Genomic DNA, 21,054 nt, shown 5'->3' with positions numbered 1-21,054 from the left:
CTCCTGTGCCTTACCAAGGAATTACCAATGTCAAAACGTAAAGCCATCGCGCTTTTCTCCGGCGGGCTCGACTCCACGCTTGCCATGAAGCTCATCATCGACCAGGGGATTGACGTCATCGCCTGCAACATCAACACCGGTTTCGGCGCCACCAAGGACCGCCGCGCGCATATGCAGAACATGTGCGACCAGGTCGGCGCGGAACTGCGCATCATCGATATCCAGAGCGAGTACCTCCAGACGGTCCTTTTCGACCCCAAACACGGCTACGGCAAGCACTTCAACCCCTGCATCGACTGCCATGCGAAAATGTTCGAAGTCGCCAAGCGTATCATGGAAGCGGAAGGCGCAAGCTTCCTCATCAGCGGCGAGGTCCTCGGCCAGCGCCCGATGAGCCAGAACAAAGACGCCCTCATCAAGGTCCTTAACGAAGCCAACGTCGACGGCCTTCTCTTGCGCCCGATGAGCGCCAAGCGCCTGGCGCCGACCATCGCCGAAGAGGAGGGGTGGGTCGACCGCGACAAGCTTGAAGGGATCCTCGGCCGCAGCCGCGAACGCCAGATGGAGCTCGCCGAACAGTTCGGCCTTGAAGATTACGAGAGCCCGGGCGGCGGCTGTCTGCTGACCGATGCCAACTTCGCCATCAAGATCCGCGACTACATCAAGTTTGATGAGCAGTTCGACGTGCCGGACATCCCCGTCCTCAAATGGGGCCGCCACTTCCGCCTGCCCGAGGGCGCCAAGATGGTCATCGGCCGCGACCAGGAGGAGAACGCGAAACTGCAGGAGATCGACAACGCGAAATTCATGCACATCCAGACCGTCGGCATCCCAGGGCCGCACGTGCTGCTGAGCAAAGATGCCAGCGAGAGCGACCGCGCTTTCGCCGCCCGCAGCATCCTCACCTATTGCAAAACCTCGCCGGAAGAGGAATACACTCTCGACGTGAACGGCGAAACCGTTACGACGACCCCTCTGGCCGCCCGCGCCGAGGCAGCAAAATACTCGATCCTCTGATCAGGGGGTCGTTTCAAACTTCCTTAAGTCAGCGGCAAGTATAATTTTGCCTCTTAAAAATCTCCCGGGCCCTTAGCTCAGCTGGGAGAGCGCTTCGCTGGCAGCGAAGAGGTCACCGGTTCGATCCCGGTAGGGTCCACCATCCATTAATCCGAAACAATCCTTAATAGTCTTACAAAAGCCAGGAAATAGGGCTTTCATCCATCAAATCAATCTCAGATAGTCCATTGCAATTTGCACAAATCCATGCCCCTAATGTACTTATTAATGTACCCTGCCACATATACTACCAACGATCTATGGTTTCACGCCTAATAAAAGAAGGCGTAGAGAAAAAGCTCATTAAGCCAAAAAACCCAGAGAGTGAATCTTCTAAGTTTGCTGAGTATATTCCTTTCTGGGGATAAGCTTTATATGACTAGAAAACGGAAAACAAGCTTTAAGTCCACAGTTTAGGGCCTTAATTACTTGACAATTACGAACTGCTTATACGAGAATAAAAAATATCTATCTCAATTTTTCAATGATTTTGCATTATTGAAAAAAATGCTTTGAAATTCATATTTTTAGAGAATGGTGTGGGGGGAGAAGACTTGTCCCCAATATCTTACGACACCTGGTTCCAAGTCTGAAGGACTTTTAATTACATGATCTTCTAACTAACTCTTTCATCCTACCGTGCTATCGAAATATCTATGAGTAACAAAAAAAAATTATGTACTTCATAATGTACTTTCAATAATTCAGTATATTTATTAAGAGGCTTAAATACGCTGTTGGAAGTAACTATTCCGTTTGTGGTAGAGCCACCATCTCCCACAAAACGTTTCTCTGACAACTCAATTATTTTCTTAAAACACATTTACCCATTGACGGCCGCAAAGGCTACTGCACATTCGTCACAGTGATGACGGACTCCCCTTTTTCCGTGTAGGCGGTCGTATAGGTCAGCGCGCTCTCGTCGACGCTCGCATCGCCCTTTTTCTGCAGCCCCAGCAGCGACAGTCCCATCAGATAGCTTCCGACCATCAGCTGGCCCGATATCCCTTTGCTTTTGCTCGCTTTCTGCGCCTCTTCCATAATGGTCCCGAGGTCCTCTTTGAGGGTGACCGTCGTCGTCAGAACGGCGCTGCACTCGCGCCGGTTCCCTTCCAGCCCGCCGTCGACGACCTTGGTGAGTTCATAACGCCGTTCGATGAAGCCCTTGAGCACGCCGTCGTCATGTTTCAAGTACGCGACTACTTCCTCCGCGTCGCAATCAGGGGCCTTTTTGCTGCACGCCCCCAGGCCCAGTACCGCCGCCACTGCCAATCCTGCCGCCGTCACTTCTTTAATCATGCGCTCTCTCCTTCTGTTTCATACCTTCGCCTCACCGAATGGGGCGGACCATCACATAGTCATCCATGACAAAGCCGCCGCCGATCCCCTGGACCAGGGGGCCGGCATTCGTAAACCCCTCATGCTCGTAGAACGCGACGGAAGGGTTGTGGCGGTTGACGGTGAGCAGCAGCCGTTTGAATCCGCCCGCCTTCGCTTCCGCCGCGCAGTGCTCCAGCATCAGGCGCCCCCCGCCTTTTCCCCGCTTCGATTGAAGCACGTAGAGTTTGCTCACCTTGAGCGCATCGTCTTCGGGGACGGTGGCGCAGTACCCGACCGCCGTCTCGCCGTCATAAAGCAGCGTGTAGCGGTACCCGTCTTGCATCTGCATACTGATGGCATCGGCGGACTGCAAGGAGCGCAGCATATAAGCCACCTGCTCCGCCCCGATGATCGGCGTATAGAACTCCCGCCAGATCGTCTCGGCCAGGGAAGCGCAGAGCGCCGCCTGCTCCGGCGTGGTCACAGGAACGATGCGCATCAACTCAGGGCTTCTCGATGGTGACGGAAACAACGCCGCCCAGCGGCACATTGCCGCGCTTGACGAGATCGACGCGGTAGTAGGAGACGTAGGTTTCATCCGTGCTCGTCGCCGCTTTTTCGATCTTCCAGCCGCTGCTCCCCTCGACCGTAACCTTCGCCCCGTCCAGGATCGCACGGTCCGCCGCGTCGATGTAGAGTACCAGCCTCCCCCCGCCGTGGTCCTCGACCTTCATCAGCTTCGTGCCCGGGGCAACGTATTCGCCCTGGCGCACATAGAGAGTCTTCAGGTACTGCCCGCGGAGCGCAATGCGCTTTTTGGCGATCGTATCCTCCAGCTGGGCAATGACGCTCTGCAGGTCTTCCGCCTGCATCTTCAGCGCAAGCAGCTCCGTCTTGTACTGGTCCTTCGTAAAGCGGTTCTGGCTCGCAAGATCCTTGATACTGTCGTACTGCGCCTGCTTGACGGCGATCTGTTCCTGCAGCAGCTGCAGTTTCCGGCGGTCGTTTGCCAGCTGGATATCGTCAAGCGCATGGTCGATCTCGATCACGACCTTGTTGAGGGTCTTGAGCTCGTCGCGCTGGTCGAGCTTGACGATGCGCCCCGAAACCTCCGTGCTCACCGTGTGCGCGTCATAGGGCTCCACTTTCGCCTTGTAACTTCCCGCTACCAGCGGCAGCGCCGCCAGCAGTATCATTAAACTTTTTCTCATCATTTTCTCCTCTCAAATAGTAGCATGTCTCTGCTCCGATGCCTGTGATGTCGTGGTGGGTCCGATGCCGTTGATGACGGCGTAGAGCGTCGGCACGTACAGCAGGTTCAGCACCGTGCCCCACAGCAGGCCGAAACCAATGGAAACGGCAATAGGCTGCAGGATCACCGCCTGCCCGGTCGCATAAAAGATCAGCGTAAAGAGGCCGAGGAAGGTCGTGATGGAAGTAATCAGAATCGGCCGCAGGCGCATCTTCGCCCTTTCGTAGAACGCGCGCGTATCGTGGGTGCCGTGCAGGAAATCGAGCATGATGATCCCGTCGTTGATAACGACCCCTGCCAGTCCGAGCAGCCCGATGACCCCCGGCATGGTGAGGTTCATCCCCATCAGCTTGTGGCCCACCAGCGCCCCGAGAATGGAGAGGGGGATCACCGACATGACAATAAGCGCGTACTTGATCTTAGGGAAGACGAACAGCAGGGTGATCAACATCAAGAAGAGGGCGACGACGACGGCACGCTTCATATCCGATGCCAACTGATCGTTGCGCTCCTGCTCCCCGAACAGCTCCGCCTTCACCCCCGTTTTGCGCACCGCGTCCAGTACCGGGGCGATCTGCTGCAGCACCTGCGACGGGGTCGTAACCCGCTTGTTGACCTTCGCAAATACCGTCTTCACCACCGTGCCGTCGCGTTTTTCGATCTGGTTAAAGTCCCGGCGGCTCTCAAAGGCGACAATATCGCCGAGGTTGACGTAGGTGCCGTCGGAGAGCGGGTACTGGAACCGCTCCAGCGTGCTCAGGCGGTCTTTTTCCAGGGCGCGGGTCTTGATCTCCATGACCCCGCTCTCGTTGAAAGTCATCGCCCTGCGGTTGTCGAGAAAATAGGCCGAAAGTGTCCGGGCCACTTCCGCTTCGCTCAGCCCCAGCCGCTCGCCGTAGTCGTTGACGCGCAGCCGGATCTCCCGCATCCCCGGTTCGAGGTTGTTGCTGACGGAAACGACCCCATTGACCTTCTCCAGCGCCGACTGCACCTGCTCCATCGCCGCGACCGTCTTCGCTTCGTCCGCCCCGGAGAAGTTGACCTGGACATCGATACGCACGACGCCGGCCCGCTGTTCCCGGACGCCCAGCTCCTCGAAGACATACTGCTGCCGCAGCGGCGTGACCAACGCCTCGAGATCGTCAACGAGTTCATAGGTGTGTTTTGTCCGCCGTTTTTCGGGATCGTCATAATTGAAAGAGAAGTTCAGCAGCGGTGCAAGGTAGCGGTCGAAAACGTTGTCCGGCACCATGTCGTAGAGCTCCATCGTCACCAAAAACACATGCTCCCCGGTTTCCGCGTCCCCGGCCATGGAGACCCGCGAACCCGTGACCGTCGAGACCGATTTGAGCGCGAACCGCTCCCCTTCCGCCAGAATGCGCCGCTCGATGACCCGGGCGATCTCCGCCGTCTCCTCGATCGGGGTATTGATGTCGAGTTTCCCCGTCACATACAGGAACGAGCCGTCATGCTCCGGGAAGAACTGAAAGTTCATGCTCTTGACCGTAAAAAAGGTCAGCAGCGGCACCGTGATCAGGAAGAGAGCGAGTACGCTCTTTTTGTACCGGATCAGCCCGTGCAGGATCGTTTCATAGCCGTTCTGGATGCGCGTCCAGTCGACCATATTTTTCTGCTTCCTGAGCACCTCCTCGGCATGCAGCGGCAGAAAGAGGAAGCTCTCGATCAGCGAGCCCATCAAGATCATAATGACCATGATGGGGATGAGGATGATGAACTTGGAGATCTCCCCACTGAGCATAAAGAGCGGCAAAAAGGCGACGACGGTCGTCACCGTCGCCAGGGAGACCGGCAGGATCATCTCCCGCAGTCCCGTCATCACGGCGGCGTGCCGTTCCATCCCCTCGTTGAGGTGACGCTGGATGTTCTCGGAGACGACGATGGCGTCGTCGACGACGATCCCGATGACGATGAGCGCACCGAGCAGCGAGACGATGTTGATGGAGTAGCCCAGCACATAGATAAAGACGATGCCGATCGCGAAGGAGAAGGGGATCCCCATGGCCACGATGGAAGCGATGCGGACATTGATCAGCAGCGCCATGGAGAGGAAAACGAGAATCAGCCCGAACATCAGGTTCGACAATACGGTCTCCAGACGGCTCTGCACCGGCTTGGAGGTGTCGTGGTAGAAGTCGAAATGGATCTGCGGATAGTCGCCTTGAAGGCTCTTTGCAAAATGTACCAGCTCCCGGGAGAGGGCGATGGCGTTGCCGTTGTCCCCCTTGGAGAGATTGAGCGTAATGTTGGGGCGGCCGTTGAAGGTCGAGATCGTCGTGTCCTGGGGGTGTTCGATCACGATGCGGGCGATCTCCCCCAGACGGACGTATTTGCCCCCGACGCCGAGCATCGTCGTCTCCCACGCCGCGACATCGGGCTTGCCGTGGACGGTGGAGAGGAAGACGAAGTCCCCTTTCTGTTCGATGTTCCCGATGGGATAGATATACGAAAGATTAGCGATCGCCGACGTCACGGCGCTGCGGCTGAGCCCGAGGGCTTCGATCGCTTTCGAGTCGAGTCGGACGGAGACCTCTTCGTCCGAATCCCCGTACATCACCACTTCGCTGATGTTCGGATAGCGGGCGAAACGGGTCTTGATCTCCTTGGCCGCCTCGACCAGCTCTCCGTGCGTCAGCGTATCGCTGGAGAGCGAAAGGGAGACGAGGGGGCGGTTGTGCACCGCCAGCGTCGCCACCGGTTCGACCATGTCCGACGGAAGGTACTGCCGGCTTTTGGCAATGGCGTCTTTGGCCTTGTTGAGCGCGTCGTTTTCATTCGCCCCCTCCTGCAGCGTCAGGACGATCGCGAAGCTACCGGGTTTGATGACGGTTTCGATCTTGTCGATGCCGTCGATACTGCCGAGCGCATCCTCGATATCGCGCACGGCCATTTTGTCGAGGTTATCCGCGCTACTCCCCGCGTACCCGCCGCTGATTGTCACCCGGTCCAGGGTCACCAGCGGGAAGAGCTCTTTGGGGATAGAGACGTAGGCGTTGACGCCCATAAAAAGCACGAAGAGCAACAGCACGTAGTTGAGCCGTTTGTTGCGGATAAAATACTCGATGATTTTCAGCATACGCGATTATATCGCCGCCGTTTGCCGCTGGTCAAGCATTTTCGGTTATAATTTTCGAAAATTAACTTTATTGCGTAAGGAGCCCCTTATGAAAGTAGCCGTTCCCGTCAAAGACGATACCCTGCAGTTTTTCGGCAATGCCGGACATACACCCTTTTTTGCCGTCTACACCGTCAAGGGTGCGGGCATGTTCCGCGCCTTCGAACTCGAAGGGCTGCGGGCCAACCCCCGCACCGACCTCGACCATGAGCATGCCGACGAGGAGCACCAGTGCGACCACGACCACGACGACGAAGATCACATCAAAGAGCACTTCAAAATGGGCGCGGCGCTCGAAGACTGCGACTTTGTCGTCGTCAGCCGCGCCTGCAAGAACACGGCGGCGGCCATGGCCGAGTACGGCGTGCATATCCGCAAATACGCCGGTGATCCCGCCAAGGCCGAAGCCGTCCTGCGCAGCGTCTCTGCCCAGCTCGCCTAAGGGGCACTACACTCTCACCGCCCGAAGCCGGATATCTCCGGCTTTCAAATGCCCGCCGTACTCTGCGTTGACGTAGAAACCTGAAAAAAGATTAATTTTTTTTATCCAATGGAAAATGCAGGGGCAACATTGCGTCCAAAGCGCTATGATGCCTATAGCTGTATCCGGTTTTTTTCACGAACCCTCCTGTTTTTGAAACTCCTTTTTACTCCCGGATACAGTGTTTTTCCTTCTTTGTCGCACCCTCCGGGTGCACATTTCAACTACGCTTTTATTTCACAATGCGATTTCGGCGTCTCCCAGAATTCGACGGAGTTCACCCTGATGCCCAGCGGCGCCATCTTTTTCTGTACGATCTTAAGCATCCACGCCGTCAGCTGTTCGCTGGTGGGAACGAAATCGACAATGACCATCCCCTCGTATTTTTCGCGTATCGCCCCGATCTCGCCGTCGACGACTTCCAGCCGCGGCGTCCAGTACCCTTCATCGTGCAGGAAAAAGCGGGCGTCGTCCATTTTGCCGTCCGCGCAGTAATGCGACATCATATCGGGAAAGAGCGGGTCGTTGCGGTCGATGATGAACTTGTGGTCCAGGGTCGCGTCGAGCCACTGCTTGAACCAGTTGAGGTGTTTGAAATCGGTCACCATCCCGTTTTGCAGCGTCTCCGCGGCGAGAAAGATCTTGATCCGCCCCTGGTGCCCGTGCAGGTGGCGGCACATCAGGCAGTCGTCGAGGCTATACTCCGTCTCGAGGCTCTGCGACCAGACCCGGTGGCCGTAACAAAAGTCGAACTGTTTATCGATAATCCACGTCATGCCGCCCGCCTCACTGGAACTTCAGCGGGATGAGGCTGCGGTCTTTTTCGAACGCGCCCGTCACGTAGGTCGTCGAGGTCGAGGCGTTGATGTCGCACGCGCCCCGGAACGCCGTGCAGCCGTGTTTGAGATTGAAGAGGCCCACGTAAACGGAATCCGTCTCGAAGACCTGCATGATCTTGTTGCCGATGTAGCGCGTCAGATCCTCCTGCAGCCAGCCGCGGCGCGCGCACCAGTTGACGAAACGGTTGATCTTGCTGATACCGCCGAGCTTTTCGCGCGGAATGTAGCCGACGACGACCACGGAGCCCGTGTCCGCCTGGTCCTGCCCGAAACGGATAAAGTGGTGGCTGCAGACGGCATCGAGCTGCGTCGTGACAAAGACGGGCTCGTGCGTCTGCGCATTGTTGGGGAAGGTCGCCATACGCGGCTCGGGGTTCCAGCGGCCGCTCATCAGCTCGCGCTCGTCCTCGGGCACGGCCCCGGTATACATCTTCGCGATGCGCCCCGCCGTTCCGATGTTACCGCAGGCGCTGTCTTCCATGACGTTGGGATCTTCGCGGTCGATTTTAAGCGCGTCGAGCACCTGCCCCATGTAAAACATCGCATAGAGGCGCATGACATAGTGCCCCTCCTCAGAAAGGCGCTGGCCGGTTTCATGGATATTTTCGTTGACGCGGAACGCCTTGACGGCTCGGTACTCCTCCACGGCGCTCGCGAGTGCTGTTTCATCCTCGTGGCCGAAGTGGCAGAAAAACCGTTCGCGGATAAATGCGTCAAGCTCCTCTTGTGTCGGGACCATCGCTTCTCCTCTGGAATAATGGGGGCATTGTAGTAGCCAAACGCCAACATGTCTAGCGCTTTTGAAACGCTGGCATCAATTTAAGCTTTGCTTTATATGATTGTAACATGCCATTCAAGATTACCCGCTTTGAGACGATCCCCCTGGAAGCGCCGGCGTTCGTACGCCCCGTCCGCATCCTCTATACGCAAAACGGCCGCGAGCTGAGCTGGGAGGCCGTCAAGAGCCACGACAGCGTCGCCGTCCTGCTCTACCATACCGAACGTGAGGCCTTCCTCCTCGTCAAACAGTTCCGCCCCCCGGTGCACATGAACCACCCTGAACACTTGTTCACATACGAGCTTTGCGCGGGGATCGTCGACAAAAAGGCCCCTCTGCTCCAGATCGCCAAGGAGGAGATCGACGAGGAGTGCGGCTACGACGTCCCTCTGGAAAAGATCGAGAAGATCACCTCCTTCTTCACCAACGTCGGCATCTCCGGCGGGCAGCAGCACCTCTACTTTGCCGAAATCGACGAGGCAATGCGCGCCCACGACGGCGGCGGCATCCACACCGAGGAGATCGTGCTCGAGTGGGTCCCGCTCACGGAGGCTAACGCCTTTGTTTTTGATGAAAACAGGGCGAAAACCCCGGGGCTGATGTTCGCGTTTTACTGGTTTTTCGCGAAGTAGAAGTTACTGTAGGACGCCGAAGCGCGTGAGCGTCTCGGTCAACTCTTTCGTTTCCGAAGGCCCGATATGCCTGTAGACGATCTTCCCGCTGCCGCCGAGGATCACCTGGGTCGGCATCATGCGGACATCATATTGCACCGCCACCTGCCGTTCCCGCCGGATGTCGATAAAGTAGATGGCGCTGCGCGGATGCTGTTTTTTGATTCTGTACAGCGTGCGCGCCATATCTTCACAGCTTCGGCACGACGTCGAGCCCAGTTCAAGCAGCACCGGTTTGCCGCGGCCGATCTTTGGAGCGGCGAGGTTATACGGCGTCACGTTCAGCCTCGACTCATGGGACGCTTTTTCCTGGCCGCAGCCGCCCAGCAGCAGCATAAAACCGATCAAGAACATTCGAAACATATCACCCCTTTTAAAAGACAAGATAAGCCTGGTAGGCCAGGTGGACCGCGATGGCGGCAAGCAGCAGGATGAAAAGAGCATTGATCCCGTTTGCAATTCTCGCCAGCAACGGGCTCGACACCATCTTCTGGGCGAATCCCAGGGAAATCCCCGCGGCCAGCAGCAATAGACCGTGCCCCAGCGCAAAGAGCAGCACCAGGGCATAAGAGTAGGCCCAGCCGCTCTGTTCCGCCACGGCGATGATGGCCACCAGCGGCGCCGAAGCGCACGGCGTGCTGACGAGGCCGAATATCATGCCGATGAGCAGCGCGCCCGCCAGTTTGAACTTCAGCAGCCGGCCGGCAATAAGCGCCTTGTCGATCTGCCCCAGCCACCCCATAGCATAGGCGGTAACCAGGAAAGTTGCCATCGCGGCAAGTGCGTAGGCCCAGAAGGGCGCGACGCTGAGCAGCGTCCCGGCCTTGGCCACCGTCAGCATGAGCAGGGAAAAACTGATAACGAGTCCGGTGACAAAAAGCAGGGAGTAGTAGAGCGCAAAGCGCTGTTTCTGTCTTGGGGTCATCTCCGCGGACAGACCGAGCACGCTGCCGATGAGCAGCGGCAGCGTGATGATGGAACAGGGCGCCAGTGAGGTCAATACCCCGATGCCGAAGGAGGCAACAAGGGCGATAAAACCGTAGTGGCCGACCAGTTCGGCCAGGCTCTGTTCAAGCATCATTCGGCAGGATCAGAAATCGTCGTCGTCGCTGAAGAAGGCGTCCTCTTCCGCCTGATCTTTGGCCGCCTCCAACGCATCGAGCTCCGCCTGGCTCATCATCAGCATTTTCATCTTTTTGACAAAGATGGTGCGGTCGGGCAGCTTGGCGAAATAGGCGTAGGTACCGTACCCCATAACCAATACGGTGGTGATGAGAATGAACTTCTGCAGCGGTGAGAAGGTCTGGATGGGCTCTTTATAGTTCATTTCACAGACGCCGCCCGGGCAGTACTTCGGATCTTTGCGTTTGATCCACGCGAAGATCTTGCACCCCAGGCAGATGGAGAAGGCCGCTTCAAAAAAGAGCAGCGCCATACAGATGAGACAGACCAGCACTTTGAGCGGGTTGGGCTGGAAGTCGATGACCAGGTAGTAGAACATCGGCCAGGCCAGCAGAAAGCCCAGGATCCAGGCAAAACGCTTCTGGGCGGCCCCGACGTACTCGGGTTTCTGGTTCCGGACGAAAAAACGCCCCAGCATCAAGCTCGGCGCATAGCGAGGCTGGATGATACGCAGCGTAAAATCGACGGCGAAGAAAGTCACGAAGTATTTGGAAAAGACCGCCGTGCCCAGCATCACCCCGTTCGTCAACCCCAGGAAGGCGCCGACAAACAGAATCGCCGCCGCCGCGCGCGCCTCTCTCTCATTGAGCATGCCCACCTCGTACCCGGGCACCTTTTCACCGTAGGCGAAGAAGCTTTTAAAATCCACGCTGTTTCTCCATATAAATATAGAGGCATCATGACCGGACGCCTCTTTAATGATGGGAACTATAGCACACTAAGGGTAATAAATCAATATATCTTGATATTTATAAATTGATTGGCTACAATGCTGCTATCCAAATGGCGAAAGGAAACAGCATGAAACGTCTCCACATCCATATCTCCGTCGACGATCTCGACAAAAGCCGGGCGTTCTATACCGCCCTGTTCGGCACGGAACCGACGAAGGAAAAAGCGGATTACCTGCAGTGGCTCATCGACGATCCGGCTATCAACTTCGCGATCTCCACGGGCAAGAGCAAGCGCGGCCTCAACCACCTGGGGCTGCAGTTCGACAGCGACGAAGCCGTCGCCGAGACCGAGGCCCGCCTCGTCGCCGCGGGCATTGCGGGCGAGAAACAGAGCGGCGCGCAGTGCTGCTACGCCGCGTCGAACAAGTACTGGGTCCAGGACCCCCAGGAGGTCATCTGGGAAAACTACCACACGATGGAGCAGATCGAGGTGTTCGGCGGCGACGCCTTTACCGGCGGGGTGGGCTGCTGCCAGCCGACCTTCTCCGAAAACGGAAAATGGTCGACGGCCGGGGGCTGCTGAGCATGGATGTCTTCCTCAAAAGCGTCGCGGCCCTCAACGACGAGACGCGGGTGCTGATCCTGCGTTTCCTCGACGAGCACGGGCCGCTCTGCGTCTGCGACCTGCAAAGCTCACTGGAGATGATCCAGTCGCGCCTCTCGCGCCATCTCAAGATCCTCAAAGAGGCGGGTTTCCTGAAGGTCGAGCGCAAAGGGACCTGGGCCTACTATGCCATCCGTTTTCCCCTGGACCGCTTCCGCAGCGAAGCGCTCGAGGAGATCCGGCACCTCGGCATCGACCTGCCGAAACTCCACAAACTCTCCGAAACCGATCAAGGGTGTAAACTATGAGCAAAAAGAAAGTACTGATCCTCTGCACCGGCAACAGCTGCCGCTCCATTATGGCCGAAGCGCTGATCAACGCCAAGCTCGGCGACTGCGTCGAGGCGTTCAGCTCCGGCGTCAAGGCCAGCGGGAAAGTCAACCCCAACGCCCAGGCCCTGCTTGAATCCAAAGGGTATTGGAAAGAGGCGTACCACTCCAAGGTGATCGAAACGGTTCTGAACAACGCCTTCGACCTCGTCGTCACCGTTTGCGATAACGCCAAGGAGACCTGCCCGATGTTCCCCAAGGCGGTCAAGACGATCCACGTCGGCTTCGAAGACCCCTCGGGCAAAGCCGAAGCGGAGTACGCCAAAACCCTCGACCTGATCGAGCGGGAGCTCCTGCCCGTCATCAAAGCGGAGCTCTGCTAGATGTGGCATGACCTCAGCCGCACCTTCGTCTACGAGACGCTCCACCTCCAGGGGCGGCTCGCCGACGCGCTTCACTTTTTCCTCTACGATACGGTCAAGATCTGGTTCCTGCTGATCACCATCATCTTTGCCGTCTCGTTCCTGCGCACCTGGATGAACACCGAGATGGTGCGGGCCTACCTCGCCGGGAAAAAAGAGTTCACGGGCAATATCCTGGCCGCCCTCTTCGGGATCATCACCCCCTTTTGCACCTGTTCGGCCATTCCCCTTTTCCTGGGATTTCTGCAGGCGCGCATCCCCGTCGGCGTCACCTTCAGCTTTCTCATTTCGGCCCCGCTGAACAACGAGATCGCCATCGCCATGCTCTTCGGGCTCTTCGGTTGGAAGATCACCGCACTGTACATCGGCTTCGGGCTGGCCGTGGCGATCATCGGCGGCTGGCTGATCGGCCGGACGAAAGCGGAGCAGTACGTGCTGCTGGACGTGCCGGTGATGCAGGGCGACCTCCATGTGGCGGCGACGTCCTTGAACCTCGCCCAGCGCGCCGGCGACGCCTGGAAAGCGACCCTGGAGATCTTTAAAAAGATCTACCTCTGGGTCATGGCCGGCGTCGGTGTCGGCGCATGGTTCCACGGCTTTGTCCCGGCGGAGTTTATCGCCGACTACGCCGGCGGCGACGCCTGGTACGCCGTGCCCGTCGCGGCAGTGATGGGCATCCCGATGTATGCCTCGGCCGCCGGCGTCATGCCGCTGGTGGAGGTCCTGACGGAGAAGGGAATGCTGCTGGGTACCGCGCTGTCGTTCATGATGGCGGTGACGGCGCTGAGCCTGCCCGAAGCGATCATCCTCAAACAGATCCTGCACACCAGGCTCATCGCCACCTTCTTCGCCATTATCGGTGTCGGGATCATCGGCGTCGGCTATCTGTTCAACATCATCTTGTAAGGAGTCACTATGGAAAGACGAAACTTTTTAGGCATGGGTGCGGTCATGGCAGGGGCGGCCATCTTCCCGGCCGCATCGCACGCCGCAACCGCGGAGAAAAAACCCGAGGGGGCCGTAACGCTCTATTATGAGCTGCGCGTCCCGATGCCCGAGAAGAAAAGGGTGCTCAACAATATCGACGGACTCGCCTCCTTCCTGAAAGGGGAAAAGGGCTTTTTGAGCTTCTCGTTCAAACAGATGACGGGGGAGTCGACCATGGTGCGCAACTACCCCGCCCACCTCAAAGGGGTGCTCGACCGCGGCTATGCCGACGGCAACGGCCATCCCACCTCCCCGAAACTCCCGCTTTTCTATACGCTCTTCATCCGTTTCGACTCCTACGATGCGCTGATCGCCTCCCAGGTACAGGCGTGGTTTGCCGAGCAGATCGTCCCGTCGCTCTTTGCCTACAAACCGACGACGCCTCCGACAAAGACGCCGATCAAGCTTGCGTATTACGAAGGGATCTACACGACCGTTGCCGCAGGGGACCGCCAAAAGCTCTATACGACCCCCGATGAGATCAGGACCTTCCTGCAACACCAGTCCGACGAAGTGAAAAACCGCTACGTCACCGTTGAAAACCATGTCATGATCAAGGATGCCAACCGGGAAGCCTTCAATCAAAAAGTCGCGCGTTTGCTGGGCACGGCGCAGCAAACCTTCCGGCCCGACGTTCACGATGCGGCATATGATGACCGGTATCCGAACGGCCAGGCCGGTACGGCGCAGAACAGCTATTACCGCAAAGCGGTGACGACCGAAATCCTTCAAAACGCGTTTGCCGACGGCGATACCCGCAGCTATATCATGCATGGCGTCTGGGAGAACATGTACGACCATGAAAATTCGCACCTCGACCCGCGCTTCCTCGCCGCAGCCGGCCCCGTAGGCGCCTACGTCGTTTCCGGCCCGGTCGAGCCGTTCTACGATACGATCAAACAGAGCCATTAAAGGAGAACCATCATGAAAATCGAAATTCTGGGCACGGGCTGCAGCAAGTGCAACGAGCTCGAGGCAAAAGTAAAACAGGCGGTCGCCAAGAGCGGCAAATTCCTTCAAGTAGAGAAGGTCAGCGACCTGCAGAAGATCATGGCCTACGGGGTCATGAGCACGCCGGGGCTGGTCATCGACGGCGAGGTGAAGTCGACGGGCCGTGTGCCGAGCGTCGACGAGATCCTGGCCATGATCGCCTAGCGCGACCGGTCAGACCACGGAACAATCTTCACGTCCCTGCCTCGCGCCGCCGAACAGGGACGACCCTCAACACCAAAGCAGCTGCTTCCTCCATCCCTTCACGCCATCTGCCCAGCCCAGCCGACGTTTGGAAAAATTTTTCGAATAATTGTAATAAATTGTTGTAATTGTGATACAATGGCTTAGGAAACTTTTAATGCTATAAAATAGTTATCACAAATAGAAATGCTTAAAGGTTTCTGCTTTCCCGGGGCCGACACTCCGGGCCATACCGAACCAAGGAGGAGGAAGAGTATGAACCATCGCTTGAAGCAGTTAGGATGCCTTTTGGCTGTCAGTATGCTTGTCGGAGGGTGTGCCGCATCCAAGAATGCGGAGCCTGCGCCGGCACCGGCCGCTAAGCAGCAGCCTGTAGCGGAGGCCGCGGCACCGGCGGCAGCCAAAGCGGAAGCTGCAGCCCCCGCACCGAAACCTGCCGCACCGAAGCCGGTTGCAAAGGCAAAACCAGCTGCGGCTAAGAATGCAGCGGCAGAGGATAAACCCTGCGACCTCTACAATGTCGAGGTTTCCATGGATGACACCAGTCTCGACGTCGGCAAGAACGTCAGTCTCTACGTCCACGTCAAAGCCAACGGCTTCCCGCTGACCGGGCATGAGGCACACGGGGTAACCGTCACCTTCAGCGGTCTCGATTTTGCGGCGAATCCGCCGGCGGTCGAGTGTCTGCGGGTGCACCCCAACGGTTCGGACATCATCTACAACGTGACGGCGGCCAACGCCGGCACCTACGATGTCGTTGCGAACGTCGCCTTCTACCCTACCCGCCACTGCGAAGCTTCACGCGTTACGAAACAGTCGAACGCACTGACCGTTAACGTCAAATAAAAGCGTACCGGCGATGGCAGAGCTCTGCTGTGCCGGTCCACAGTCATAAGCCTTCATTATTCCAGCAGTCGCACGGATTATTCATATTACTTCTTTATCACCTTTTCTGCAAAGCGCAAAAATTTTCTAAAATATTGCAATAAAATGTTATCACTGTGATATAATAATGACCTTTGGAAACCTTTAAAATATGCATATAAATATGTATAAAGAAAGAATTCGAAGGTTTCTGGTGGGCCAGGGAGGTGAGAGGACCGGGCCCAATTTCATCAAAGAAAAGGAAGAATATGATTCAAAAGTATGTGCGGTATGTCGGATCCCTTCTGGCCGTCAGTCTGCTCTTTAGCGGATGTCTGAAAAATGCGGAGCCAGCGGCGCAGAATGTGGGGGAACCGGAAGTTCTCGGCATTGTCAATGAACCCAATTCACCGGAAGTCGAACCGGTCCCGCTTCCGATGGCGCCGAAACCCGCCCCGGAAAAACCGAAGGCTGTCGCCAAGGCCAAGCCGGCACCTGTCGCCGAACCCGAGCCGGTCTCCATGCCGACGCTTGCCGCTGCGGCCCCCGTTGCCGACAGTCCTTTTGAAAAATATACGGTGGAGCTTGTTCCGGACAGAGAGAAAGTCGCCGTCGGCGAACCGATCAGCCTGCGCGTTATTGTCAAAGCAAAAGATTTTCCGCTCTCAGGGAGCGATGCCCACGGCGTCCAGGTCACGTTCAGCGGTCTCGGATTCGCTACGGATGCGCCCTCTGTCGAGTGTTTGCGTGCCCACCCGAACGGCTCGGAAGTGATCTATAACATCACAGCAAGAAACACCGGGACCTATCGCGTCGCCGCGAACGTTTCGGTCTACCCGACACGCGAGTGCCACATCTCAAGCGCCCACAAAACCTCCGCACCGATCGTCGTCAGCGTCAAATGACGCCGCGGCGCCTCCGGCGTCGGTCCCCCATTTTCCCTACGAACACCCAATTGAATCGACCACACTGTTTTGCCGCGTTTCAGACACCGCAGTAACGGTTCGCCGCCTCCGAAGAGGAAGGCAAGCGTGATCAGACCTCGAGCACAACCTCGGGGTAGTCAGCGGAACGGGTACCCGGAATAGGCTTGGTAGAAGCGCCCTTGACCGTATAGACGAAAGCGATCTTGGGTTCGTCGGTCTGGTTGTCGTAGGCGTGGTGCAGTGTCCGGCAGTGAAACAGGATAACGTCGCCCGCATGCAGGTCATAATGCACCTTCTTGGCAATAAGGGCGTCGTTTTCCGGCAGCCCCGTCAGAAAGCTGGTATCGGTATCGAACTGTTCCGGTCGGTATTCAAGTTTGTGGCTGCCGTCAATAAACTCCAGCACCCCGTTCTCCATCCGCTCATCACCCAGTGCCAGCCAGACGCTGACGAGGTTGTCGTTTTCAAAGTGCCAGTAGCGGCGGTCCTGGTGCCAGCGGCTCTCCGTACTCTTCGAGGGCATCTTCGTCATGATGGAGTTATGGTGCGCCAGGGTCAGGACCGGGGTGTCGTGGAGCACCTGCGCCAGCATCGGGCGGATCTCTTTGTCTGTCATCCAGTCGCGGAAAATCTCGCGGCGGTCATAGACCTGGCGCAGGCGGCGCAGGGTCGAGTTGTTCGAACCCGTATACTCCCCTTCCGTCTCAATCGGCGGTGTCCGCGCCTCGATCTCCTCTTTGGCTGCCGCCAGGATCGCCTCGCAGCGCGCCTTGTCGGCAAAGCCGCGCAGCAGGATGTACCCGTCGCGCTCAAACTGCGCCAGCTGCGCATCACTCAGTTTCATTTACTCTCTCCCACCAACTGGTATCGGTCCACCGTCTCGTCGTCGAGGTCGATCAGACCCCGTGCGCGCAGGTCGGCAAAAACGTCCGCGTCGCAAACGACGTCACCGGGCCACTCGCGTGTAAAACCGTCCATCGGGTCCTTGTTGGTCCCGTCGACACCGATCATCTCCTCCAGCCAGACATCGCGCTGCGCGTCGATGTTGTTCGTCACCCGCCACACAAGCATGTAGGGGTTGTTCACGTCGTTCTGGCGCGTGTCGACGAACACGGCGATCGCAATGTGTCCGCTAAGCGGCTTCAGCGCCTCGAAGAGTTCGCGCGCCGGGCGCTTCTTCTCGTACTGGATCACCGTCACCGGGTTCGCGCTCTGCGTCATGTACTGCTTCAGCGCGACGACATCGCTGTCGATCGTTTTCACTTTCTTCAGCAGCGCGGCGTCATCGAGCAGGTCGATGGTGCGTTCCACGACACTGCCCGTTGCGTCGATGCCGAGCTTGCCGCCGATAAGGGGCCTGCTCGCGGAGTGGTCGAGGGCGTCGACGATCCCCGTCGTGATCGTCACGGCCTCCGGGCTGAGGCGGTCGAGGATATGCTTCGTGAGCGCTTCGTAATCCCCCAGCTCCGGGGCCGATTCGTCGACGAAGAGGGCGTGCTTGACGAAGCTCATCTGCCCCACGCCCCAGAGCGCATGCATGATCTGCAGGCTGTGGCCCGGGTACTGCGGGGCGATCTTGCAGAGAATAAGGTTGTGAAACACCCCGTTCTCCGGCATCTTGTAGTCTTTGAGATCCGGCGCCTGCGTCTGCAACAGCGGCAGGAAGATCCGCTCCGTCGGAAGCCCCATATATTTGTCCTCGAGCGGTGGCTTGCCGACGACGGTCGCGTAGAACACCGGGTCGTTTTTCGCGGTGATGCGGCTCACTTCGAGCACCGGGTAGGGCTCTTTGAGCGTGTAGTAGCCGGTATGGTCGCCAAACATCCCTTCGATCTCCGTCACCTCCGGGTCGACCCACCCCTCGATGACGATATCCGCATCTTCGGGAACGTGGATCGGGTTCGTTTTGCATTTGACGAGACGAGCAGGCTTGTTGCGCACGAAGCCGTAGAGCATCAGCTCGAAGATACCGTGGGGCAGCGGGGCCGTCCCGCACCAGGTGTAGAGCGGGTCGCCGCCGATGGCGACGGAGACGGGCATCTTGCGGCCGGCTTTTTTATACTGGTGGAAAAGGTGGTTTGAGTCCTTGTGGATCTGCCAGTGCATCCCCAGGCGTTTGTCGTCGTAGACCTGCAGGCGGTACATGCCGACGTTGTGGATCTCGCCGTCGAGGCTCTGCGTGTAGACCTGTCCCATCGTGATGAACTTGCCGCCGTCCTCGGACCAGGTTTTGAGGATCGGCAGCTCGCTGAGCGATGCGATCTCCCGCGCCTGGCACTCCCCGGCGGATTTCAGGCGCTTGGGGAAGACGTTGCGGAGGTCAAAGAGGAACTTGAAGGTCTCCAGCTTGTCCGAGAGCGATTTGGGCGGCTTCAGCTTCAGCGCTTTCTGCACCTTCGCCGCGATGGCGTCCGGCGTCGTGCCGAAAATCGTCTCGACGACGGCGTCATTGGCAAAAATGTTCATCACGACAGGCATATCGTAGGTTTTGCCGAGCGCCTTGTCAACTGGGTGGGTGAACACGAGAATCTTCGGCGCGGCCTTCTTGATCTCCGCATAGGCGATATGGGGGATCTCGAGGTTGACGTCGAGGGGTTCGTCGATGGTCCTGATCCAGGGGGAGAGGGTCTCAATAATCTTCATAATTCCGTATTGTATCCCAGAGCAACTCTAAAAAACCTACATGAGAACAGGGGATGCACCTTGAAAGCAGTATGACTAATTGAAATAATTAATATTACGATCCCACCCTCTGCGCTATAATTCCGCAAAAAACGGAGCAATCTATGAACGTTATCAAGATCCGCAAATTCTGCCGCCCCTTCCGTATCGCCCTGGGCGCCGCCCTTATCGGCTACGGTGCCTACAGCGGCAACCCCTGGTTCTACCTCGGCGTGATCCCCTTCATCGCCGGTATCATGAACTTCTGTCCGCTGTGCAAAATCACCGGACAGTGCAACATCATCTAAACCCTGATGTCACCGGGGAACGGTGAACCGTTCCCCTCTCCTTCACCCCTCCGCAGAACCCGCACCCCTTTTCAGAAACGTTTTGACATAAAGCACCGCCGCCGTGATGAAAGAGACCCCGGAAATGACCAGGAAGAGCCCCTGGATCCCGGCATAGGTGATCAGCGGCTGGAAGAAGATGGGGGAGAAGAACTGTCCCAGGAAGAAGCTCATCGTCAGCATCCCCACCGCGCGGCCGCGGCGGTGCGGCGGCACCAGCGAGAGCAGCCAGGCGTTGATGTTGACCATCACGAGTCCGAACCCCACCCCCATGAAAGCCGAAGCGAAAAAGAGCTGATGCGGGGAGCTCACCTGTGACATGATCAGCAGGCCGGTCCCGAAAAAGAGGTAGATGAAGACGAAGATCTGTGCGTAGTTGAACCGCGCGCGGATCCGCGCATACTGCCGCGCCGTGAGCGCGTTGATGAGCAGGGCGAAGGCAACAAAGTGGCCGATGCTGCTGGGGGTGCCGTGCAGCTCGTCGATGACAAGGTAGGGCATCTGCGTGGGCAGCATGTAAAACAGCAGCATCGAGAAAAAAGCGCTGAGATAGACCGGGAGCAGCTTCGGCGAAACCGCCGCCGCTTCGTCGCCGTGCGTATGGATCCGCTGCGGCTCGTACAGTGATGAGACCAGCAGCGGCACGAAAAGCAGCGGCAGCAGGTAGATGGCAAAAGGGTAGTTCCAGCCCAGCTGGGCCAGGTAGCCCCCGGAGATGATGAAGACGATCCCGCCCAGCCCGACGGCCATTCCCTGCATCGACATGAAACGGTGCCGCCCCTTCTCGTCAAAATAGTCGCCGATCAGGGCCGTGGAGGCGGTCATGAGCAGCGCAACGGAAAAGCCCAGCAGGGCGCGCCCGGCGAGGATCGCTTTGAAATCCTGCAGGTAGAAGCCGGAGCTGCCGCCGATAATAAAAAGCACGATGCCGAGGTAGAGGGGGCGCAGGCGCCCGAAGCGGTCGACGATCATCCCGGCGAAGGGGGCAACGGCGGCAATGACAAGGGAGGGGATCGTCAGCAGCAGCTTCGAGAGAAACTCGATGTGGGGGACGGCCCCGAAGTGGTGGCTGATCAGCGGCAGGGCCGCGACGATGGCGATCCCGGACATGACGCCCATCGTTGCCAGCAGCAGCAAAGAGAGTCTGACATTGCGGGCGACGGAATCATACATAAGCGGCCTTTTCGTGGAGCGCATTATACGCCAGGAAGGGCAACCCGCCCATAAGCGCGGCGAATTTTTCACCGGAGGGGACGGGGCGACAGTGCCGCCGCGGACGCCCGCCTCCCCGCGTTCATCTGAATCCGCTATTATTCTATAATTCATTTCACAAC

Annotated in this window: 24 protein-coding genes and 1 tRNA gene; 13 read left to right on the top strand and 12 right to left on the bottom strand. The window is 57.8% G+C overall.

Annotated elements, in window-relative coordinates; all coding sequences use genetic code 11:
• Positions 1 to 27 precede the first annotated feature (27 nt).
• Together ACM66T_RS00520 and ACM66T_RS00515 are read left to right on the top strand one after the other, a co-directional pair.
• Complete coding sequence (locus ACM66T_RS00520) at positions 28 to 1,017, top strand: argininosuccinate synthase domain-containing protein (RefSeq protein ID WP_231019640.1); 990 nt, start codon at positions 28 to 30, stop codon at positions 1,015 to 1,017.
• Between the two features lie 66 nt (positions 1,018 to 1,083).
• Positions 1,084 to 1,159: transfer RNA gene (locus tag ACM66T_RS00515), tRNA-Ala, on the top strand.
• 743 nt (positions 1,160 to 1,902) lie between these two features.
• Here ACM66T_RS00515 and ACM66T_RS00510 read toward each other — a convergent pair.
• From ACM66T_RS00510 to ACM66T_RS00495, 4 genes are read right to left on the bottom strand one after another with little or no spacing between them, the layout of a single operon-like run.
• Positions 1,903 to 2,355, bottom strand: a complete 453-nt coding sequence (locus ACM66T_RS00510; protein ID WP_231019636.1) for a hypothetical protein — start codon at positions 2,353 to 2,355, stop codon at positions 1,903 to 1,905.
• Between the two features lie 31 nt (positions 2,356 to 2,386).
• Entirely contained in the window at positions 2,387 to 2,875 is a 489-nt protein-coding gene (locus ACM66T_RS00505) for a GNAT family N-acetyltransferase (RefSeq protein WP_231019635.1), read from the bottom strand.
• Positions 2,876 to 2,879: 4 nt separating this feature from the next.
• A complete protein-coding gene (locus ACM66T_RS00500; protein WP_231019634.1) occupies positions 2,880 to 3,587 on the bottom strand; it encodes an HlyD family efflux transporter periplasmic adaptor subunit in 708 nt (235 codons plus the stop codon).
• Between the two features lie 12 nt (positions 3,588 to 3,599).
• Entirely contained in the window at positions 3,600 to 6,722 is a 3,123-nt protein-coding gene (locus ACM66T_RS00495) for an efflux RND transporter permease subunit (RefSeq protein WP_231019633.1), read from the bottom strand.
• Positions 6,723 to 6,810: 88 nt separating this feature from the next.
• Between ACM66T_RS00495 and ACM66T_RS00490 the strand changes: the two genes are divergently transcribed.
• Complete coding sequence (locus tag ACM66T_RS00490; RefSeq protein ID WP_231019632.1) at positions 6,811 to 7,203, top strand: hypothetical protein; 393 nt, start codon at positions 6,811 to 6,813, stop codon at positions 7,201 to 7,203.
• A 263-nt stretch (positions 7,204 to 7,466) separates the two neighbouring features.
• Here the strand turns inward: ACM66T_RS00490 and ACM66T_RS00485 are convergent, their stop codons facing one another.
• Positions 7,467 to 8,018 (bottom strand): 6-carboxytetrahydropterin synthase, encoded by a 552-nt coding sequence (locus tag ACM66T_RS00485; RefSeq protein ID WP_231019631.1) that lies wholly within the window; start codon positions 8,016 to 8,018, stop codon positions 7,467 to 7,469.
• 10 nt (positions 8,019 to 8,028) lie between these two features.
• The gene (locus ACM66T_RS00480; RefSeq protein WP_231019630.1) at positions 8,029 to 8,820 is read right to left on the bottom strand and encodes a GTP cyclohydrolase I; all 792 of its coding nucleotides are present in this window, start codon (positions 8,818 to 8,820) and stop codon (positions 8,029 to 8,031) included.
• Positions 8,821 to 8,927: 107 nt separating this feature from the next.
• Here ACM66T_RS00480 and ACM66T_RS00475 point away from each other — a divergent pair, with 107 nt between their 5' ends.
• Positions 8,928 to 9,491, top strand: a complete 564-nt coding sequence (locus ACM66T_RS00475) for an NUDIX domain-containing protein (RefSeq protein WP_231019629.1) — start codon at positions 8,928 to 8,930, stop codon at positions 9,489 to 9,491.
• A gap of 3 nt (positions 9,492 to 9,494) precedes the next feature.
• Here ACM66T_RS00475 and ACM66T_RS00470 read toward each other — a convergent pair whose 3' ends face one another.
• Genes ACM66T_RS00470 through ACM66T_RS00460 form a run of 3 tightly spaced genes read right to left on the bottom strand, consistent with a single transcriptional unit; the run spans position 9,495 to position 11,361 of the window.
• Entirely contained in the window at positions 9,495 to 9,893 is a 399-nt protein-coding gene (locus tag ACM66T_RS00470) for a thioredoxin family protein (protein WP_416768672.1), read from the bottom strand.
• A gap of 10 nt (positions 9,894 to 9,903) precedes the next feature.
• Positions 9,904 to 10,611, bottom strand: a complete 708-nt coding sequence (locus ACM66T_RS00465; RefSeq protein WP_231019627.1) for a cytochrome c biogenesis CcdA family protein — start codon at positions 10,609 to 10,611, stop codon at positions 9,904 to 9,906.
• 9 nt (positions 10,612 to 10,620) lie between these two features.
• On the bottom strand, positions 10,621 to 11,361 hold the full coding sequence (locus ACM66T_RS00460; RefSeq protein ID WP_416768671.1) for a DUF4395 domain-containing protein: 741 nt from the start codon (positions 11,359 to 11,361) through the stop codon (positions 10,621 to 10,623).
• Positions 11,362 to 11,513: 152 nt separating this feature from the next.
• Here ACM66T_RS00460 and ACM66T_RS00455 point away from each other — a divergent pair, with 152 nt between their 5' ends.
• The 8 genes from ACM66T_RS00455 (at position 11,514) to ACM66T_RS00420 (ending at position 16,691) form a co-directional block, all read left to right on the top strand.
• Positions 11,514 to 11,969, top strand: coding sequence for an ArsI/CadI family heavy metal resistance metalloenzyme (locus ACM66T_RS00455; protein WP_231019625.1), 456 nt, complete (start codon positions 11,514 to 11,516; stop codon positions 11,967 to 11,969).
• Between the two features lie 2 nt (positions 11,970 to 11,971).
• Positions 11,972 to 12,298 carry an ArsR/SmtB family transcription factor gene (locus tag ACM66T_RS00450; RefSeq protein WP_231021248.1) on the top strand — a complete coding sequence of 109 codons (327 nt, stop codon included), beginning with the start codon at positions 11,972 to 11,974 and terminating at the stop codon, positions 12,296 to 12,298.
• Positions 12,295 to 12,702, top strand: coding sequence for an arsenate reductase ArsC (locus ACM66T_RS00445; RefSeq protein ID WP_231019624.1), 408 nt, complete (start codon positions 12,295 to 12,297; stop codon positions 12,700 to 12,702). Before ACM66T_RS00450 ends, ACM66T_RS00445 begins: the two co-directional genes overlap by 4 nt.
• The gene (locus ACM66T_RS00440; RefSeq protein WP_231019622.1) at positions 12,703 to 13,647 is read left to right on the top strand and encodes a permease; all 945 of its coding nucleotides are present in this window, start codon (positions 12,703 to 12,705) and stop codon (positions 13,645 to 13,647) included.
• Between the two features lie 9 nt (positions 13,648 to 13,656).
• Positions 13,657 to 14,640 (top strand): hypothetical protein, encoded by a 984-nt coding sequence (locus ACM66T_RS00435; RefSeq protein WP_231019621.1) that lies wholly within the window; start codon positions 13,657 to 13,659, stop codon positions 14,638 to 14,640.
• Between the two features lie 12 nt (positions 14,641 to 14,652).
• Positions 14,653 to 14,883 (top strand): thioredoxin family protein, encoded by a 231-nt coding sequence (locus ACM66T_RS00430; protein WP_416768670.1) that lies wholly within the window; start codon positions 14,653 to 14,655, stop codon positions 14,881 to 14,883.
• A gap of 327 nt (positions 14,884 to 15,210) precedes the next feature.
• The gene (locus ACM66T_RS00425; protein WP_231019619.1) at positions 15,211 to 15,768 is read left to right on the top strand and encodes a hypothetical protein; all 558 of its coding nucleotides are present in this window, start codon (positions 15,211 to 15,213) and stop codon (positions 15,766 to 15,768) included.
• 287 nt (positions 15,769 to 16,055) lie between these two features.
• Positions 16,056 to 16,691: a hypothetical protein gene (locus ACM66T_RS00420; RefSeq protein WP_231019618.1), complete on the top strand. Its 636-nt coding sequence runs from the start codon at positions 16,056 to 16,058 to the stop codon at positions 16,689 to 16,691.
• Positions 16,692 to 16,821: 130 nt separating this feature from the next.
• On the opposite strand, the gene ACM66T_RS00415 is transcribed toward ACM66T_RS00420, so the two are convergent.
• Both ACM66T_RS00415 and ACM66T_RS00410 read right to left on the bottom strand, forming a co-directional pair.
• Positions 16,822 to 17,556, bottom strand: a complete 735-nt coding sequence (locus ACM66T_RS00415) for a phytanoyl-CoA dioxygenase family protein (protein ID WP_231019617.1) — start codon at positions 17,554 to 17,556, stop codon at positions 16,822 to 16,824.
• Positions 17,553 to 19,355 carry a menaquinone biosynthesis decarboxylase gene (locus tag ACM66T_RS00410; protein WP_231019616.1) on the bottom strand — a complete coding sequence of 601 codons (1,803 nt, stop codon included), beginning with the start codon at positions 19,353 to 19,355 and terminating at the stop codon, positions 17,553 to 17,555. The genes ACM66T_RS00415 and ACM66T_RS00410 overlap by 4 nt, the downstream gene beginning before the upstream one ends.
• A 143-nt stretch (positions 19,356 to 19,498) precedes the next feature.
• On the opposite strand from ACM66T_RS00410, the gene ACM66T_RS00405 reads away from it, so the two are divergent.
• Positions 19,499 to 19,681: a DUF2892 domain-containing protein gene (locus ACM66T_RS00405; RefSeq protein ID WP_416768669.1), complete on the top strand. Its 183-nt coding sequence runs from the start codon at positions 19,499 to 19,501 to the stop codon at positions 19,679 to 19,681.
• A 42-nt stretch (positions 19,682 to 19,723) separates the two neighbouring features.
• Here ACM66T_RS00405 and ACM66T_RS00400 read toward each other — a convergent pair whose 3' ends face one another.
• Positions 19,724 to 20,893: an MFS transporter gene (locus ACM66T_RS00400; RefSeq protein ID WP_231019614.1), complete on the bottom strand. Its 1,170-nt coding sequence runs from the start codon at positions 20,891 to 20,893 to the stop codon at positions 19,724 to 19,726.
• Positions 20,894 to 21,054 lie beyond the last annotated feature (161 nt).

The sequence above is a fragment of the Sulfurimonas sp. ST-25 genome (assembly GCF_048079205.1).
GTDB classification, from domain to species: domain Bacteria; phylum Campylobacterota; class Campylobacteria; order Campylobacterales; family Sulfurimonadaceae; genus Thiomicrolovo; species Thiomicrolovo sulfuroxydans.
The sequence above is the reverse complement of the archived record's forward strand: the minus strand, read 5'-3'. Positions and strand labels throughout refer to the sequence as shown.

Excerpts from the sequence above, each read along its gene's own strand:
- ACM66T_RS00520 (WP_231019640.1), top strand. The coding sequence starts at position 28 with ATGTCAAAACGTAAAGCCATCGCGCTTTTCTCCGGCGGGCTCGACTCC.
- ACM66T_RS00510 (WP_231019636.1), bottom strand. The coding sequence starts at position 2,355 with ATGATTAAAGAAGTGACGGCGGCAGGATTGGCAGTGGCGGCGGTACTG.
- ACM66T_RS00505 (WP_231019635.1), bottom strand. The coding sequence starts at position 2,875 with ATGCGCATCGTTCCTGTGACCACGCCGGAGCAGGCGGCGCTCTGCGCT.
- ACM66T_RS00500 (WP_231019634.1), bottom strand. The coding sequence starts at position 3,587 with ATGAGAAAAAGTTTAATGATACTGCTGGCGGCGCTGCCGCTGGTAGCG.
- ACM66T_RS00495 (WP_231019633.1), bottom strand. The coding sequence starts at position 6,722 with ATGCTGAAAATCATCGAGTATTTTATCCGCAACAAACGGCTCAACTAC.
- ACM66T_RS00490 (WP_231019632.1), top strand. The coding sequence starts at position 6,811 with ATGAAAGTAGCCGTTCCCGTCAAAGACGATACCCTGCAGTTTTTCGGC.
- ACM66T_RS00485 (WP_231019631.1), bottom strand. The coding sequence starts at position 8,018 with ATGACGTGGATTATCGATAAACAGTTCGACTTTTGTTACGGCCACCGG.
- ACM66T_RS00480 (WP_231019630.1), bottom strand. The coding sequence starts at position 8,820 with ATGGTCCCGACACAAGAGGAGCTTGACGCATTTATCCGCGAACGGTTT.
- ACM66T_RS00475 (WP_231019629.1), top strand. The coding sequence starts at position 8,928 with ATGCCATTCAAGATTACCCGCTTTGAGACGATCCCCCTGGAAGCGCCG.
- ACM66T_RS00470 (WP_416768672.1), bottom strand. The coding sequence starts at position 9,893 with ATGTTTCGAATGTTCTTGATCGGTTTTATGCTGCTGCTGGGCGGCTGC.
- ACM66T_RS00465 (WP_231019627.1), bottom strand. The coding sequence starts at position 10,611 with ATGATGCTTGAACAGAGCCTGGCCGAACTGGTCGGCCACTACGGTTTT.
- ACM66T_RS00455 (WP_231019625.1), top strand. The coding sequence starts at position 11,514 with ATGAAACGTCTCCACATCCATATCTCCGTCGACGATCTCGACAAAAGC.
- ACM66T_RS00450 (WP_231021248.1), top strand. The coding sequence starts at position 11,972 with ATGGATGTCTTCCTCAAAAGCGTCGCGGCCCTCAACGACGAGACGCGG.
- ACM66T_RS00445 (WP_231019624.1), top strand. The coding sequence starts at position 12,295 with ATGAGCAAAAAGAAAGTACTGATCCTCTGCACCGGCAACAGCTGCCGC.
- ACM66T_RS00440 (WP_231019622.1), top strand. The coding sequence starts at position 12,703 with ATGTGGCATGACCTCAGCCGCACCTTCGTCTACGAGACGCTCCACCTC.
- ACM66T_RS00435 (WP_231019621.1), top strand. The coding sequence starts at position 13,657 with ATGGAAAGACGAAACTTTTTAGGCATGGGTGCGGTCATGGCAGGGGCG.
- ACM66T_RS00430 (WP_416768670.1), top strand. The coding sequence starts at position 14,653 with ATGAAAATCGAAATTCTGGGCACGGGCTGCAGCAAGTGCAACGAGCTC.
- ACM66T_RS00420 (WP_231019618.1), top strand. The coding sequence starts at position 16,056 with ATGATTCAAAAGTATGTGCGGTATGTCGGATCCCTTCTGGCCGTCAGT.
- ACM66T_RS00415 (WP_231019617.1), bottom strand. The coding sequence starts at position 17,556 with ATGAAACTGAGTGATGCGCAGCTGGCGCAGTTTGAGCGCGACGGGTAC.
- ACM66T_RS00410 (WP_231019616.1), bottom strand. The coding sequence starts at position 19,355 with ATGAAGATTATTGAGACCCTCTCCCCCTGGATCAGGACCATCGACGAA.
- ACM66T_RS00405 (WP_416768669.1), top strand. The coding sequence starts at position 19,499 with ATGAACGTTATCAAGATCCGCAAATTCTGCCGCCCCTTCCGTATCGCC.
- ACM66T_RS00400 (WP_231019614.1), bottom strand. The coding sequence starts at position 20,893 with ATGTATGATTCCGTCGCCCGCAATGTCAGACTCTCTTTGCTGCTGCTG.